The sequence below is a fragment of the Chitinophaga fulva genome, assembly GCF_012927205.1.
GTDB classification, from domain to species: Bacteria; Bacteroidota; Bacteroidia; order Chitinophagales; family Chitinophagaceae; genus Chitinophaga; species Chitinophaga fulva.
The window spans coordinates 3,258,486-3,274,902 of sequence record NZ_JABBGC010000001.1 but is presented as its reverse complement, the minus strand read 5'-3'; the positions used below and the strand labels follow the sequence as shown (position 1 = coordinate 3,274,902).

7 protein-coding genes are annotated in these 16,417 nt (G+C 39.8%); all 7 read right to left on the bottom strand.

Going from position 1 to position 16,417, the window contains the following annotated elements; translation table 11 throughout:
- Window positions 1-68 precede the first annotated feature (68 nt).
- From HHL17_RS13345 to HHL17_RS13315, 7 genes are read right to left on the bottom strand one after another with little or no spacing between them, the layout of a single operon-like run.
- Window positions 69-773 (bottom strand): PP2C family protein-serine/threonine phosphatase, encoded by a 705-nt coding sequence (locus HHL17_RS13345; RefSeq protein WP_169225205.1) that lies wholly within the window; start codon window positions 771-773, stop codon window positions 69-71.
- Window positions 770-6,196 carry a methylation-associated defense system ATP-binding protein MAD8 gene (mads8, locus tag HHL17_RS13340; protein ID WP_169225204.1) on the bottom strand — a complete coding sequence of 1,809 codons (5,427 nt, stop codon included), beginning with the start codon at window positions 6,194-6,196 and terminating at the stop codon, window positions 770-772. Before mads8 ends, HHL17_RS13345 begins: the two co-directional genes overlap by 4 nt.
- Window positions 6,197-7,759: a methylation-associated defense system protein MAD7 gene (gene mads7 / locus HHL17_RS13335; protein ID WP_169225203.1), complete on the bottom strand. Its 1,563-nt coding sequence runs from the start codon at window positions 7,757-7,759 to the stop codon at window positions 6,197-6,199. It lies immediately after the preceding gene.
- Window positions 7,760-7,761: 2 nt separating this feature from the next.
- Complete coding sequence (mads6, locus tag HHL17_RS13330; protein ID WP_169225202.1) at window positions 7,762-11,907, bottom strand: methylation-associated defense system protein kinase MAD6; 4,146 nt, start codon at window positions 11,905-11,907, stop codon at window positions 7,762-7,764.
- Window positions 11,892-13,298 carry a methylation-associated defense system restriction endonuclease subunit S MAD5 gene (gene mads5 / locus HHL17_RS13325; protein WP_169225201.1) on the bottom strand — a complete coding sequence of 469 codons (1,407 nt, stop codon included), beginning with the start codon at window positions 13,296-13,298 and terminating at the stop codon, window positions 11,892-11,894. The genes mads6 and mads5 overlap by 16 nt, the downstream gene beginning before the upstream one ends.
- Window positions 13,295-15,310 carry a methylation-associated defense system DNA methyltransferase MAD2 gene (gene mads2 / locus HHL17_RS13320; RefSeq protein ID WP_169225200.1) on the bottom strand — a complete coding sequence of 672 codons (2,016 nt, stop codon included), beginning with the start codon at window positions 15,308-15,310 and terminating at the stop codon, window positions 13,295-13,297. The genes mads5 and mads2 overlap by 4 nt, the downstream gene beginning before the upstream one ends.
- Window positions 15,310-16,032 (bottom strand): DUF6577 family protein, encoded by a 723-nt coding sequence (locus HHL17_RS13315; RefSeq protein ID WP_169225199.1) that lies wholly within the window; start codon window positions 16,030-16,032, stop codon window positions 15,310-15,312. The genes mads2 and HHL17_RS13315 overlap by 1 nt, the downstream gene beginning before the upstream one ends.
- Window positions 16,033-16,417 lie beyond the last annotated feature (385 nt).

Here is a 16,417-nt window from a genome sequence, read left to right as displayed (position 1 = left end):
ACGTACAGATGATGTACATCTGGCTTTTTTATTGGTTTTACAGCTGGATAAGGTCAATAGGCAAGCGCCTACATGAAAAGCAAACCCAGCGAAAAATTGTCACTTGCTTCACGTGAAAGCCTGGATGTCATCGATTCAAACAAATCCTCAAAAGTTTTACTCTTCGTTAAAAGATTTTCAATCTGAATTCCATCGTATAAATCGTGTACACCATCTGAACACACTATCACCATATCTGATTTTTCCTGAAAGGCGCCAATGTTAATCTCTGCTTGAGAAGTTTTAATATCTCCTTGTATGGACCGGGTAACAACATGCCTGTATTTCGCTAATTGAGTAGGATCAGTGATCGAACCATTGCCTATTAAATCATTAACTAAACTGTGCGGCATGGATTCAAAAAGTAATTTCTTATCCCTGAAATGAAATATTTTGATATCCCCCACCCAAAAATAGGAAACGGAATTTTTCTTTAAAATGATCCCGCCAATGGTTGCGCCCATATTGTCAGACAAAACAGTTTTCCGTTGCCTGATTGCCAAATTTGATTTATTAATAGCCTTCTGAATATGAAAAGTATCAATGGTATCTATCGTAGATAAGTAGGTTTCAATACTTTCTTCAATTATTTCAGCAGCAATTCCTCCATTATCATACCCTCCCATGCCATCTATTATAGCAAAAAGATAGGAGCCATCAATAGCAACATACTCAAGGATTAAATCTTGATTTATACCTCGCCTACCTGCATGTGATACTGTTAAAGCTTTCATTTTTTTCCAGTTGCTTTTATCGTTGCACCGCCATGTCTGGTTACCCTTGGTCTGGTAGAAATTTTCAGTGGTTTGGATGAGATCCCCTTGTCCGTAGCTTTAGTCGCCCATAAAAAACCTTCTCCCGGCGAAAGAGAACTCATATCTGTCGGTGCAAGCGATGATAATTGCGTTATAGACTTTTGAATGTGCTTTAGCCATTGCGGACTGTTGAACTTATGAAGCAGTACAATGGAACTAAGCTCAATAATTTCGTTCGGTAGACTTGGCGGGTCCTGACTGGCTATCATAATACTCACTCCTTTATGTCGCATTTCTCTGATGGCCGTTACGATGTTCCCCGTCAAATCTTTATTGTCCATGTATTTATGCGCTTCATCAAATACTATAAATTTATTAAAGTGGGCATTGTTAACATTTTTTACGGCAGAAAAGATGTTCAGCATAATTACAAATAATCCCAACGCCTCATCCTTGACAATAAACTCATCACGCAGGTCGACAATGATTAGTCTGCCTGGCTTTAATGTTTCACGCAATGTAAATTTGTCATCAATGTATTCACGGGCAAAGCTCAGTTTTTGTCTCGCAAGTGCTTTTTGTGCATTTGAGAGAAGCGCCGATTCTTCTATAGCTTGAGCAATCGCATCGAGTGATAAATCTTTCCGTAGCTCTTTCATGATTGCTTTAAGCTGCTTTATATAGGTCGAGTCATTCCCGACAGCACCCAGCAAGAACATCCAATCCTGTACATTTAATTCTTTTGAATTAAATGCTATTGGTTTCACCTCAATAGATGGATATTCAGCACGTCTCTCCTCAACTTTATCTTTAGGCGTCAGGATAATGACATCTTCAATTTTATCAGGATTTGCGTCATATCTTTCTTTGAGTTTCTTAAGTTCAGCCTCTTTGTCGTTCGGTTGTTTCATAGATGTGAACTCCGGTTCATAATCCATACTCTCACTATAGTGGAAAATGACTCCGGCTAATGGGGAAGGGAGCTTGTTTATCCTGTTGAAATGTTTTAATACCATTTCTGATATTGTTCCTATGGTGTAGCTTTTGCCACCTCCTTGAACTCCAAATAAACTTATGGTATTGGTTTCGCTTAAATCTATGGCGATCTTCTTTCCATGGACGCTTTCCCCCAATATGCCGTACTGGTCGCTTTCTGAGTTTTTCCCGATTAGAATATCATAGTCCGGCGGATGGGCGTGTAAATCAAGATCATTATCGACAGCCTGTGGAACGTCTGGTTCCTGTAATCTATCAACGGTCATAGATGGGCTGCCCGGCGTATTATCCAGGGGATCCTCTATCCGTTTTGCTATTCCGCCATCTTCCCCATCCGGTTTTTCATCGTTTGGCTTTGGTACCTGTTCGTCCTTCTGATCATGAAGCTCTCTTGATTTAAGTTTTTGTATGTAAGGTCTTAACCTGGTATTCATTCCGATAGCTTCACTTAATTCCATACCCAGTTCACGATCCTCCAGGCGTTTGGTGTTTAAATCAGAAGCAGGGTCAAGAATCTGCTCAATCAGATTACCCCCAAAAGTAAAGAAGGTGAGTTCATCGTCGATTGACTCTTTATGGTGTTTCTTTTCAGCAGAGAAATTAAAGATAAGGCCGAGTTGTTTGAATGAGAGCTTGAATCCAGCATTAAGCGTTTGTAAAAATGTATTATAGCCCACATAGGCAGTCTCGTTCAAATATTCGTACCTATAAGCTCTTTCAAGATAAAAGCATAACAAGGATTTCAGTTCCTTATTTTTAATCTCCCGATCTAAGCGGTCAAATGACAAATGATATTCAGGGTCAAAATGCAGGCGAAGCGCCAAAATTGTGTTTTCAATTTGCTGGCGCATTTTCGTTTTCAAATCATCCGTTTCAGCCACTCCCAGACTCCTCCTGCATTTTACTTCAATGACGGTGATTTGAATGTCTCTACTCTCCGGATTAATGGAAACCAATAGATTATCTGCCCGGCTTTTGCTTTCAGTTGGTAAATTTTCAAAAAGGTTATGATGAAGATCTATTGGAATAAGGAAAGATTCTTCCAGTAATCCTTTTTTTTCCAAAACCCGTTTGGTGAATGCTGAACCTATTACTTCAAATGCTTTGTTCTTAGAAGAATTGAGTTGTAACACCAGGGAACTTGAGACTGCCCTCAAATCTTCCAAAAGTATTTTGACTTGCTTTTCGTCCTTTGGGTCATGAATGTCAACATTAAATTCTTCAAAATGAGGACCTAAAAGCCCCAGAATTTCAGACGTCGGCCTGGTAGTCAGATAGGATGAAATTCCTGTGATCTCTTCACCAGGAACATAATCTAAAAGAAACGGAATTTTCCCGTCTTTAGATGGTTGATCAAATACCTGCGGTCCAAGGTTTTTGTCGAATGTAATAACCCAATCTGAATAGTCATGCAAATGGGTTAGCAAAACCTTGTCCTTATCATTCAGGCGGAGTTGCGTGGAAGGTATAGACTCCGTGAATCTGGACGCTAAAGCGCCGGCAATAAAGGCCTGTAGACGACCAAACAAATTCACCCCAATTGTTCCGGACCCGCTGTAATCCGGCAATATTTCATTGCCTTTTATATACCTGTTCCATTTAATTTCACTACCGATGTCATCAACAGCAATTGTTGGAGAAACAATTAGCCCATTTAAGTAAAAGTTCCTATCCTGCTTGTATGGTTTAGTCAATTCAACCGTAATAGAGAATGGGCCAATCAGGAAGCTCAAATGTGCTGAATATTGTGTCGGTGACTTGAGATAATCTGAAATACTATTGATAGAAAATCTCATTTTGGGGAACAACCTATTTGCTGATGGCTGCGAGAACGCTTCCGCTTCCTCAGAAATATTAGACTCCGGGTTAATTAATGTCCTCAGTGCCTCGCCATGTTCAATAATCTTATCATCACCTTTGAAAATCCTGACTTCATACTTGATATTCTGAAAACCTATCTCTCTTTCCAACTCAACCAAAGAATCTGCAAACACACCTGCATCGCCCGCATTAAAAAGATTAATAATCAATTTATCCGTGTATGGGTGCTGAGCGAGGTAGTTCTTGATATGTCTAACAACCAGATTTTGGCTTACCTCTGTTTCAACATAGTTTTCCTTTGTAATATTGAAAAGCTGACGGAAATAATGTTTCATCTGCCGTGAAACAGAAGTCATTCCGTTTTTTGACTCTTCGGTAAGCACGTCGAGATAAAGTGCCCATCCATAAGCAAGTTCACCAGAGTAATGAAAAGCTTTAAATGTATCGGGCTCTACCAGGACCAATGGATTGTTTTCTGGTGTCAGCTGCCCTTCAAAAAGATCCGATAGTCCTTTAGCCCATGCATCTCTATAGCTATGATAATCGTGTGTTCTTTTCTCCCAATCAGAAAATGTATCAATTAATTGAACCCACCAGGCTAACCGTAACGGATGTAGTGGTGATAACAAGAAAGCTTCAGCCGGTTTACCATCCGGGAGCTTGCTCCTGATTTTTACCAGGTCAAGCATCTGAATTTCAACCAGTAAATCCTGAATACCGGACTTTTCGGCACCTTCCGTTTCTTCTTTCAAAATTTGTTTTTGGAGAGAAGCAATCCAATTGTTGATTTTTTCAAGGTACGACCGAATTATATCAGTGAAGTTGAATATATCTGCAGTTTCTAATACTCCATTATCAGTTTTATTGGACCGCCTTATCTTTCTGAAAATTTCGCTACGCAATGCAAGGATATCCCTGGGGACTATGGAAGACACCTCACTTATTATAAATGCAATATTCTTAAATCCTACGGCGGATGAATTGCTTTTCAGTGTTGCCTTTACATATCCAAAGTGATCTCCATTTTTTAAAATAGTATCCTCTATAAACCTCAACTTAGAGGATAGATTAACCTGATAATTATGCCGATCAGAATAATTAATATGAAACGTTGAAGTATGCTTGCCCGGTTCCGTAATCCATATATTGGATGTTTCTGATGGTACTGGCACATCAGGCTCCATTCCGGATTTCAATTTATCGATCCGCAGCTTAAAGTAGGCCTGTAAGACATTATTCAATTTATCTTTCCTCTGATTCTCTTCACGCTCCGGATTTTCTTCCACTACATAGACAAAATCATCTGTATCGCAGGTTAACTTATAATTAAAGGACTGTTTTGAAACAGTGTTGTCGTTGACCTTTGCCTCCTCCCAAGCAGCCTGAATCCTGGGTTCTTTGAAATCATCATCGTTATTGAGAATATTACCATGCTCATCTTCTGCCCACACCTTGAAGAAGTAAGCACCTTCTTCTAAAATATTCCCATTCAAATCAACAGTAATATCACGATATGGCCGGTTGGATGCGGTTTTCCTAACTTTACGAAGTATCTGTATCTCCTCGCCGGCGCCACCATTAACAGCCATCAGAATGATCTTAAAGTAAGCGAGATCGGATATGTCTTTAGGATCTTGACTCATGGTAACCCGGACTCTAACTTTAGTGGTTGAATTAGCTCTGGCTTTCAGTACGAGTCGGCCTTCTTCAATAGAAAGATCAGCAGAACTGATTTCCTTAGCATAAAGCTTAATATGAGAAAAGTCGAGATCGGGAATCTGCCATTTTCCAAAGTTCAGGTGGGTATATTTGCTGTATATCAGGTAGCCGATATCAGCGGCACATCTGGCATTATTCTCTGTTTTAATAAAATTTACTAATTCCTTTTGAAGAGAGTCAGGCTCTAAAGGAAGCTCTATAATACGGTCGTATAGCGGTTTATAGAATGAGCACAGCAGATCAATACTTTTTGAATTGAAATTCAGCCTCGATCTTATCTTATCACTTTTATCGAGCAAAGCGGAATCCGGCAATAAGTTCAACAGGTACAATTGATTACCAACAGATTCCTTTGAATAACTTTTTTCCTGCAGTGAGAGCAGATAATTGATCACACTTACTGAATCAATCTGATATAGGCTCAAATATCCGAGAATTTCATTTTTTAGGATTGCAGCATATTCAGCAGGTATGTCATTTATCAGGCGGTCTTTCAACTTCTCTTCAATTCCTTCCAGTGAAATTTCCTTGAAGGTAGCATTACCATAAGAATCTTCCGCAGATGTCCTGCTATTTGAAGGTATTAGGACAAGCAGCGGGGCGTCCTGTTTGTTTCTTAGCTCTATGAGCTTGGTAGCAGAAATAAACCGCTCATCTGCAGGGACGTCTCCACTTACGATGAATGTATTGATATTGCTATACTTTTCTTTTATCTGTCTCCACAAAAACTTTACCTCGGCAAGTCCCAGTCCGGTGATTTTCATGCAATGGCCAGGAATGGCTTTGCTCAAATCATCATGATATAATTCAAGAATCAGGTCGATGATCCGCTGATAATAGGTGTTTATTTGGGTTGTCATCTGCATTTACTTAACATTTAATTCATAGCGTGGTCTAATTCTTTGAAGGATATAAGCATCACTAAGGTCATTGTAAAAGCCTATTTGCCTAAGTTTCAGCTTAAAAGCCTCCACATTCTCTTTAAAGGCAAGGTGAGTATTAAGATCAGCCTCTTTAAATCGTTCCTCCGTTAATCCATTGATGATTAATCCGTAGCGATCACTGATGTTCTGCATCAGTTCTTCAATAGAGAGAGTTCTCGTCTGGAAATTTGAACCGTCTGATTCAAGAACAAGAATCTGAACCAGTGTCTCTAACAATCTTGTTCCCAAAACAAACCTCCTTGGATGTTTCCGTCCCCGGCCCTGAGCGAGAAAACCCCGTTCATTATTCTTCTGGCATAGGTTATCAATCAATTCCCGGTGAAAACGAAATTGATAACTTCCTCTAATTTTTATGATTGCTTCAATGTATTTGTCGAAATAGGTATTCTCATATTTCACCCACTCCTCTATCATACTTCTATCTTCTCTATCAAGTGTATGACAGAGATTATCCCATTGGGTTTCGAAGTATATCTCGAAATCCTGCGTTCTTTCTTTCAATAGTTCAAGGGCTCTGCGGAGGTTATCCGAGTTGATTTTATCGAGCTTTAACTTCCTCAGCGCAGCATTGATCTGAAAAGTGGCCTTTATATAGTCGTAAACATTGTTACTCAGGATTTCTGCATCTTCCGCTGAAATACGGGCGATTTTACTTTCAATATCATCTGTAGTATCAACTACAATATTCCAATCGTTTCCGATGCTGCTAGTACCTTCCTCCACCATACGTGGCAAACTATGAATTAACTTTTGTATGTAGATGGAGAGGTGAAAAGATGTAATGGTCTTGAGATAATCTATTAAGACATTTCTTGGAATCAGCCGTTTGTATACCAGCAGTCTGCGAACATCATCACAATAAAGTTCTGCCTGTTCATTCAGAAGAGGCTTGATCTGATTCAGGTTAGAACTACTTTCAAGGAAACCGGGGTTTATATTTTTGATAATATGTAACAGGCCAACACTATCTACGTCAAGATAATTCCCTGAATTAATTTTACTGGTCGTCTGGTCCCAACCTTCCATCAAGAAGCTTTTCAAGTCCTCCCTCACTATTGGCGTAGCACCAAGCATCAAATAAACCTGATCAGCTGTATTGTAATCTCTGGTATTAGCAGCATTTCGAACCCTGTAACTTTCCAGGTGAATTGGCCTTAATGAGGATATTTTCTCTTTATCAAGGTTTCCCCTATGCACCATGTTGACTAAATTGCTACGCAACCACATTTCCGCAGCGTCCTGATTATCATTAAACCCTTTTATGGCGCCTTCTTTTTCCAGTTTAGAAAGTACCTTTTTCAGGGTTTCCAGGTTGATAAAGGAATTAGAATCAGGTCTTGCTCTTTGTTTAGGACGCATGCCATTATGCTTCAAAAGCATAAACAAGTTAACAAGTGTGTTGTCTATGTTTACAGCCTTGGCGTCCACCGTAAATATCAACTCATTACGGAAAAGGCTTTCCTCTTTATTTAATTTAATGGCCATAGCTATACTTGCAAGGGTTCAAAGGAAAGGCGATTTTGTTCGTCTTTCCTGATTTTATAAAATTTCAAATTATCGCTTGTCACCACTACTTCTGTATAGATAAGATTTTCCAGCAAATTCTTGAAAATGATCAATTCTATGAACTTACCTCTCAAATCATTGAGCGACGGGCTAAATCCTTGTTGTATGAAGTATAACATTTCGTACAGGTCCAGTGAGATGATAAGCTTGATATGTTTTTCTTTTTTATGTCTGAAGGTTAAGCTATCGGATTCATATTCCAAGTACTTTACCAAATGATCAGTTCTGTTTACAAACAGCTCAAAATCATTGAGGTTAAATAGTCTGAAGGACTTACTGTATGGATCTCGAATATCTGTTGAAGCTAGTACAAGATGGTCTTTATCTATCCCCGGATTATCACATCCTTCATTTAAGGATATAGCCCTTGATATACTGACTTTGGTATTCGCGCCTTCATCTTCTTTAGAGAGTACACTCACAAATTTAAATACCGATTGGTATGGCAGACGTAGAAGATAGGAAGGAAGCATGACCTCTTCCGATTCGGTAGGCGTTGGTATATATCCATTTTCTACCGATAACAATTGTGATTTACCTTCAAAGTACTGATGTCTGATGAATACTTTCTGGATGATCCTGATTCTTTTAATCAATGAGTCGTTTTGCTCATGTGCCGGTACCCATATTTTATTGTTGTTAAACTCATCAATCAGCGTATATTCACGATCAGAAAACTCCAAATATTCACTCGGCTCATGCTGGCCGAAGAACAGATCTCGGTCTTTATCCGGTATTGTTACCTCACCAATATCAGTTTCCCTCAGTAGTTTTATTAATCGGTCCTGGCTACCCGAGTCAACAGATGGATTGGTTATATTGAAATAATAATACTGCCAATAATTTTCCGGTTGAAGCTGGCTTTCCCTCACCAATTGTCCAATATCTGAGCATTCATGGTCTCTGGTGAGTACATATGCAATAAATGAACGCAAATCACGCATCGTGATATGCAGCTCTCTTTTGAGGCTGGCCGTTCTTAACAACCATTCCATGCGGGTAATTATTTCTTCTCCGGATGCTGTATCGTTAAAGGAGTATACATTATACCTGATAAAACATTTGCCTGCAAGAGGACAGGCCGCACATTTTGTCCATAGCTCTTTTTGCGTCAGGGCTTTCACCTGACTTCTGAAAAGACTGGACTCCTGATTATCCAGGGCAGCCACCGACCTTAAATTAAGGTTGATAATCATCAGTCCGGGAGGAAGATCATGATGTCCTTCATTGTAGAAGTAATTTTCAATAGTATCATGAAGGGATTTGTGTTTGCCGGTTATTTTTAAGAACTCTACCAAACGTCCTTCATTAATGGCAATGATACGTCCTTCTTTAGCATCATTGTAATTGGACAAACCTTCAAATGGCTCAAAAAAGCGCTCCAGCACATCATTATTCGCCCGTTGATCTTCGTCCTGAGAACCATCGTAGTTGCTCTCAAACTGAACACCGCTGATCTTAAACCTCGCTCCATTCTTATGTTTGTGGGTATCCAGGTCTTCTATCGAATGATCGCGTTCAACACGTTTGATGAAAGCAGTTTTTCCATCACCTGCATTTCCGGTTATAATCAGGAGTTTATATTTACCATCAAGGATGTCAGGCAGTAATTTCTTATCCAATTTAGAAGGAGTATAGGTTAACCGGTCATACTCACTGATATGTTCACTGGCCCGTGTACCAAAGTTTCCACCTTTAGACTGACTGTATAGTGAATTGATGTACTTGATAAAGTCCCCTCCTTCATCTCTGGTTTCTATTGCAGGAGAGATTGTTGGAGTTTCATGTAAGATACCATCTTCACCAACAGCTAATAAGGCATCTAACATTTCCTGGGCATTGGGAAACCGGTTTGCAGAACGTGGAGATATTGCCCGATTTAGAAACAAGGCAAAAGCATCAGAGATTCTTGGTTCAACATCTTTGGAATTGGTAGGATCTATGCTGAGGGCAGGCATTCTCTTAGGGCTCCACGGATACTGTTTGCATACCAGTTCATAAAGGGTAATGCCAAGTGCAAATGTGTCTGCCGATTCATCCCATTTTACTTTATATCCCTCTGCAATGAGGTCTGGTGCCAAATAAGGATTTGTACCAACAAAATCCTGGTTATCATCTACAAATGAGGCCACATTGAAGTCAATTAGTACAAAACGCTTCTCTTTGTCCCAGATGATATTCTGAGGCTTTATATCCCGGTGCAGAATGGGTTTATCTAGGCTTTGCATGGAAACCAAAGCACTGAGTATATCTTTGGCGAGCTGATATACCCGGTATATCGGAAGCTTTGCATCCGTTCTAGAATAGGTGCTGAGGTTTTCACCTTCCAAAAACTCCATTAAGGTATAAAACTGTCCGTTAGGTGTTTCTCCATTCCAAACAAATTTGACAATATTGTGATGCGCTAACCCTACCAAAGCATTGTACTCATCTATAACCGAACTGGCGTTTACGCTTTCATGGAAGAGCTTCAAAGCATAGTATTTGCCCTGGAGCTGGTGTTTTACTTTGAAAACTCTGGAATAACCGCCTTTGCCAAGCATCTGATGGATAACATAATCTCCGATCTTGTCTCCAACTTTTAGCTCGCAGATATCAGCAGATGGCGTGGCCGGTGTTGGGGTAATTCGCCTGGATCGGATAATCTCACTATCATTTTCCCGGAGAGCATCTTCTATAAACTGTTCAAGTTCCTCAATGCTATCCATCCTTTTTAGGTCATCCGTCAGTATGGTTTTTTGACATAGTTCATCCAACCATTTCGGCAGTGCTTTATTGCGTGTAGTAGGCAACTTATCTATTGGTAGTCTCCCACCCATTCTATCAAGATCATAGGGGTTCCTGAAAGGTTCATCTCCTGTAAAAAGCCAGTAAATAAGTACACCAAGCGAGTAAATATCAGAGGCGCGTGAGGCATCACCTACGATCAATTCCAAAGGGTGGTAAGGGGTGGCATTGGACTCATTGATAGTGGCCATCACCGTATAGCCCTGTTGGTTATGATCGGTAAAGTAAGACTTCCCGAAATTGCCCAGGTAGGCGTAACCACTGCTCATATATATGTTATCCGGGTTAATGTCCCTATGAAAGATATTCTCTTTGTGAGCTTCTTTCAACGCGGCCATCACATTCCGAATAATACTCAGCTTTTCCTGAAAGGTGAAGGTCTTGGATCTGGCCTCTACCCGTAGAGAATTTTCATCTAAAAAATCAGAGATTTCATAAAACAGATGGTTTTCATCATCAATTTTGAACTCCACGTTCAGAATAAAAGGTTTCGCCTTGATCTTGTGGAGGGCTTTGTATTGATTCTTAATGACCTCCTCCCGGTTGATCAGCTCAGCCAGGGAAAGGCCAGCCACCTGTAGCGCATACTCTTTGACCCTTTTGCGGATAGCGGTGGTAACTCCTTTGGGCTTTACCAGATACTCTTTGAAGTTAGGTTCCTGCTGAAGTATTTCTATGATTTCATAACCTTCTACCTCCCGTTTCTCGTCCGGGGCTTTTTGGCTCTGGCTTCCATCAAGATATTTAACGATCTCCTCATAAATATCAACAATGTCATTTTCTAATTTACCAATTTGCTCAGGATCTGTCAGATAATTGATCAGCCTTTCATTTAGCTGAAAAGTGAGCTTGGTAGATTCCTGCAAAAGAGAAGGAGCATAAGTATTGGGATAAGACAGGGTAACCATATTCTGCACCCACGCCCTTGCCCAGGCAGGCTCGTACTCCTTCAATTTGGAGGCTAAAATCGCCGTTTTCTGTCTTCCTGTTTTTAAAGGGTTCTGACGCTGACGGTCATTGACATACCAGTAGTTATCGTCTCCTTCGATTCGTCCTTTCCAGTCCTTGTTCTCGATATTGTAAATGGCATGCGGGGCGACTATCAATAAATCATATTCCCAATATTGTGTCCGGTTGTTTCGTGGATTGGTGGAGGCAAGTTCCACATTAGGTACCAGATAAAAGCTATCTGGCAGGTTTACCTGCAAGTAATTCAGCAAACGCCTTTCTCCGGCATTCACAACCGACTCAAAATAAGGTGGTACTATGATTTTTGCCATGATTCAATTTCGTTTTCTACTAATTCGATTGCTTTGTTTTCCGCATTTAATGCCTCATATAGCATGGTATGCGCTTTTTTGACCTGGCGATCAATTTTTAGCATTTCTTCCTCATCGATAATTGGGACAGGAATATTTTTAAGCAGCTCCTGGATTGGCCTACAAAGCTTTGTTCCTGTTTGTGTTTTCCGAATAAGCCGAAAACCGTAATCGGATGCCAACCACGCATAAAGATAACCTGATGGAACTTTGTCATTTGTTTTCATGCGTATAAACTCACCTGAAATCAATTGCCCTTCCAGTTCTTCACTGGCGAATATTGTTCTGCAAAAAGTTTCACCTTCTCCAAGTGTTCCAACACCTGCTATTAAGACTTCACCGTACTCAACCAGCCTATCAGATTTAGCATAGAGATTGGCGAGCAACTTGCCCTGCTTTCTTAAATTGAAAATATCTGATTGATTTAATAATCGGATAGAATTTGGAGAACTAAGCTCCAGCCTTTTAAATGATCCACTTGAAAAAAACAGATTCTCATCTAAACATGCTGATAGGAGTTTATATTCACTCTCCTTAATTTCGTTTTCAAGACATTCAATCCGCTTTGAATAGTTAAATGCGTTAATTGATAAAGATGATATTTCATTAAATTTCTTCTTAAAGACGGACACTCTTCTATTATTACTGTGACTACCGAAGTATTCATAGTCAGATGTTGAAAGTGTTTTTAAGCCGGCTTTATTCTTTAATTTAACTTGTACATCTCGAAGGAAGTTATTTGCATCTACTCTTAAAGCAGATGCCTCAACAACATACTCGTGGACTTGTTTTTGAATTCTCGGAGTAAGTTTGGGAATAAGGGTCTTCTTTATTCCAGGGGCTTCAATATATCTTACTACAGAACCAGAAGCGTTTTTATTTAATTGAGAACGACCATATTTTGAGAGGAGAACTGCATACAAATACCCATAAGGGATATCAAAATTCGCTTCAACTCTACACACGTTATTAGCATAACACATTCCTTTACTGAGCTCATTTACCAGACGAATGTTTCCGATGGTACCAAAGCCAGTAATCAGAATTTGTTTTTCCTCCACTATTGATCCTACCTTATCCGCTTGAAATTTATTTACGTAAATCTCACTACCTTCAAGTGTGTTTGATACATCACTACTTTGGCAATAAGGCACAGCATTAATACCTGGTAGGCAGAACTGTCTTTTGAATATTTGAGGGTTCCAAACTTTTGCCAGATCTCCTAATCTAGAACAGCCGTCGATATTCTCCTCCAAAACACGGCTATTAAGCGCATCTTTGTTTAAAAAGTATGCCCCATTAAACCGTAAATCTTTATCAATGCTATGTAATTTTATACTACCAGTGATCATAAGCCTCCATTCAAAAATTTCAAATATTCTTTTGTAACCTTTGGAAGATCATCATCCAGCTGTTTTGATTTTTCCCTTCTAATTCTCACATCAATCGATCCCCCCTTTTTATGAACCACGTATTGGGTTTCCGTATCAAAAAGAATCTCTGCCCCATCTTGGTCACGAACATAAATAGGGTTACCCCTCCGATCTTTGCCCAACCTTTCGGCAATAGCCATGAAAACTTCATAGTCTTCCGCACTATTCTGAGCAAGTTGTCTTTCTAATTCCGTTTTTCGTTGCAGGAAGAGCAAAGATGCCTGAACACCCACCTGCGGTAAAAATGCCTCCACAGCTAAGTCAACGGAAGCAAGTATTTTGAATTTGTCCAGTATCCACTCCCGGACAGGGAGCGTGTTGGGATTTCCAAGTATTCCATCAGGTAATACGATGGCTACTTTGCCACCAGGTTTTAGGAAGTTGTAACAAGTTTCAATGAACAATACTTCCGGGGCATCACTGTATTTGGACAAGTAATACCCGCTGGCAATTTCCGGTTCTACTTTTACTTTCGCCCCAAATGGAGGATTGGTGAAAATGATGTCGAATTTTTCACGTGCATCATTACCAAAGCTACTTTCAATATCCTTCATCTCTAACAGGCTGTTCCCAATTGCAGCCTGAATTTTTTCAATCTCTGTGGGATGTTCCCAATTTGGGTAAGCCAGGGAGTTGACATGAAAGATATTTGCATGTCCATCCCCCGCCATCACCATGTTCATTCTAGCGGCTTTTTTCAGGTCAGGGTCAAAATCAAAGCCAAAAATGCTTCTCTCAGCATACAACTTAACTCGCTGGCTCACTTCCACAGAATTGAACTTCTCCGCCAGTAATGGTCCGTCTAAATCCGGATATAACTCAGCGGCAATTTGTTTTCTAACATGGTCAAGGACCATAACCAAAAAGCCCCCCGATCCACACGCAGGGTCAAGCACTCGATCATTTTCTGTCGGATTCATCATCTCTACCATTGCTTTGATAATGTTCCTTGGTGTGAAGAATTGACCAGCTGCCTGTTTCAGTGTGTTGCTTACAATCGTTTCATAAGCCATACCTTTCACATCCACGGAGGCATCCAGGAAGGAATATTTGGAAAGCTCTCCGGCAATGAAGGCAATTCCTTTATCCGTTAAGCCAATAGCTTCATTTCCGTCAAAGACTTCTGAAAATATTCCATCACCCTTCAGTTCTTTGAAAAGACCTTTAATTCGTTTAGCTACCGCTTTACGTCCTTCTTCTGTATTTTGTTCTTTTACGCCAACCCAAAACTTTCTGCGATAGCTATCTTCAGAGAGCATGAACCTGCGTTTCTCATCATATAGTTTACAGAAGATCAGGTTTAACAATTGCCAAAAGGCGTCCTTCTTACGTCCTTCATTGCCATAAATATAGTCGTGAGAACGCTTGAAAACCTTAATTAGCGAGTCATTGGCAGGCTTCTTACTTGAGGAACGATCTGCTCTGTCAAGATCATCAAGTGTTTCCCCCTCTCCAGGAAAATCGGAAAGATCTACAAACTCATAGTCAAAGCCCATGGCATCATCTTCCTTCTGCAAGTAATGATAGCTGGAGCCATTTGCCCAAAGACCAAACTCACAGCTTACCACCGCCCCCATGGCGTTTTCCAATGTGGGTTTTACCCCCTTCTTCTTATCAGTATCTTTCACTTTATCATCCTGAACTACGCAGATGCGGATGATGAAATCCTTCCCATGCGGTTTACCTTTTTCAAATACAACCAGCTCGACCTTTTGCTTTTTTGACTTTCCAGTATCGGCATCGGTGTATTGGATGGTAAAATCACGCTCCATGTCGGCAAGATCAAAACCATACTCTTCATTAAGCATCAGAATTACTGATTGCAGATTACCTTCCTGTGGTTTTGCCTTTTTGACTTCACCAGTGAGGATACATACCAACTGGTTGTCTTCCAAAACAATATCGTCTTCTACCAATTCATCTGTTATCATTATTCCAAAGTGTTTAATAGTTCGTTAATTTCTTTTCTCTTATCCCGTCTAGCGGCATAGCGTAGTAGTTTGCTTTTATTCACATTATATTTGGCAAATGCCTGTTCATACAATTTATGAATGTCTAATCCAATAGGTTGCAAATACTGCTCATACTCAAACCATGCATTGACCAATACACCTTCAATGGTGGGAGACAAGTAGTCGCCTGACCGCTCCGTTGGAGTCTCAGAGATCAAAGAAATGAGAATAATCGCTTCATCCTGAGGAAGAAGGTATCTGGCAGTAGTTTCCTTGTCCGGTTGTAGATAAACCTTTTTACTAAAGGAGAGCATTTCACCGAATAAGAAGTCCAAATCATCCTTATTGAGAGCAAGGAATATCCAATACTTGGAGATCTCCTCACCACTAATTTCACTCAGTAGGATGGTATCCCACATGACAATTTCACCAGCATAAATGCCTTTTACGCGATTGTAAATCCTTTTAGATTTTAAGCTGAGATCTAATGAAAATTTAGGCTTATAATCAAAGGTATATAGACCTCTACCTTTTTGATAGAGTAGTTTATCTTTTTTAAGTTGATTAAGCTTCCACGCTATCGTACTGCCAGACAAATCAGGAAGATACTTCTGAAGTACACCTGTCACTTCTTTGGTGGTAAAATCCTGCTTTCCGTTTAAATACTTTCGCAGACAAATTATTAAATCTGGATTTTTCATAACTATTGCGAATATAGCTTGTTTTAGAAACAAAACAAAACTTTGGCAATACTAATGCAATAATTGCCAAAACACCAGTACCAAATCATGATATCGAAGTTGAAATAACATGGGATACCTCTTTGAACATCTGCTACTTATTTCGCTTATTCCCTTTGATACCACTTAATAATTACACCACTGCATAACAAATAATTATCATTTGTTTAACGGGACAGATTATTGGGATGATCAAACTCAAAAATATTCATAACAAATGAATTATCAATTAATTAAAATACATATCAAATAAAATCTGGGACGAAGAGGCCGCTGGTTCGAATCCAGTCATCCCGACAAGAAGCCAGGCGTACAGTGATGTACATCTGGCTTTTTTTTATTGGTT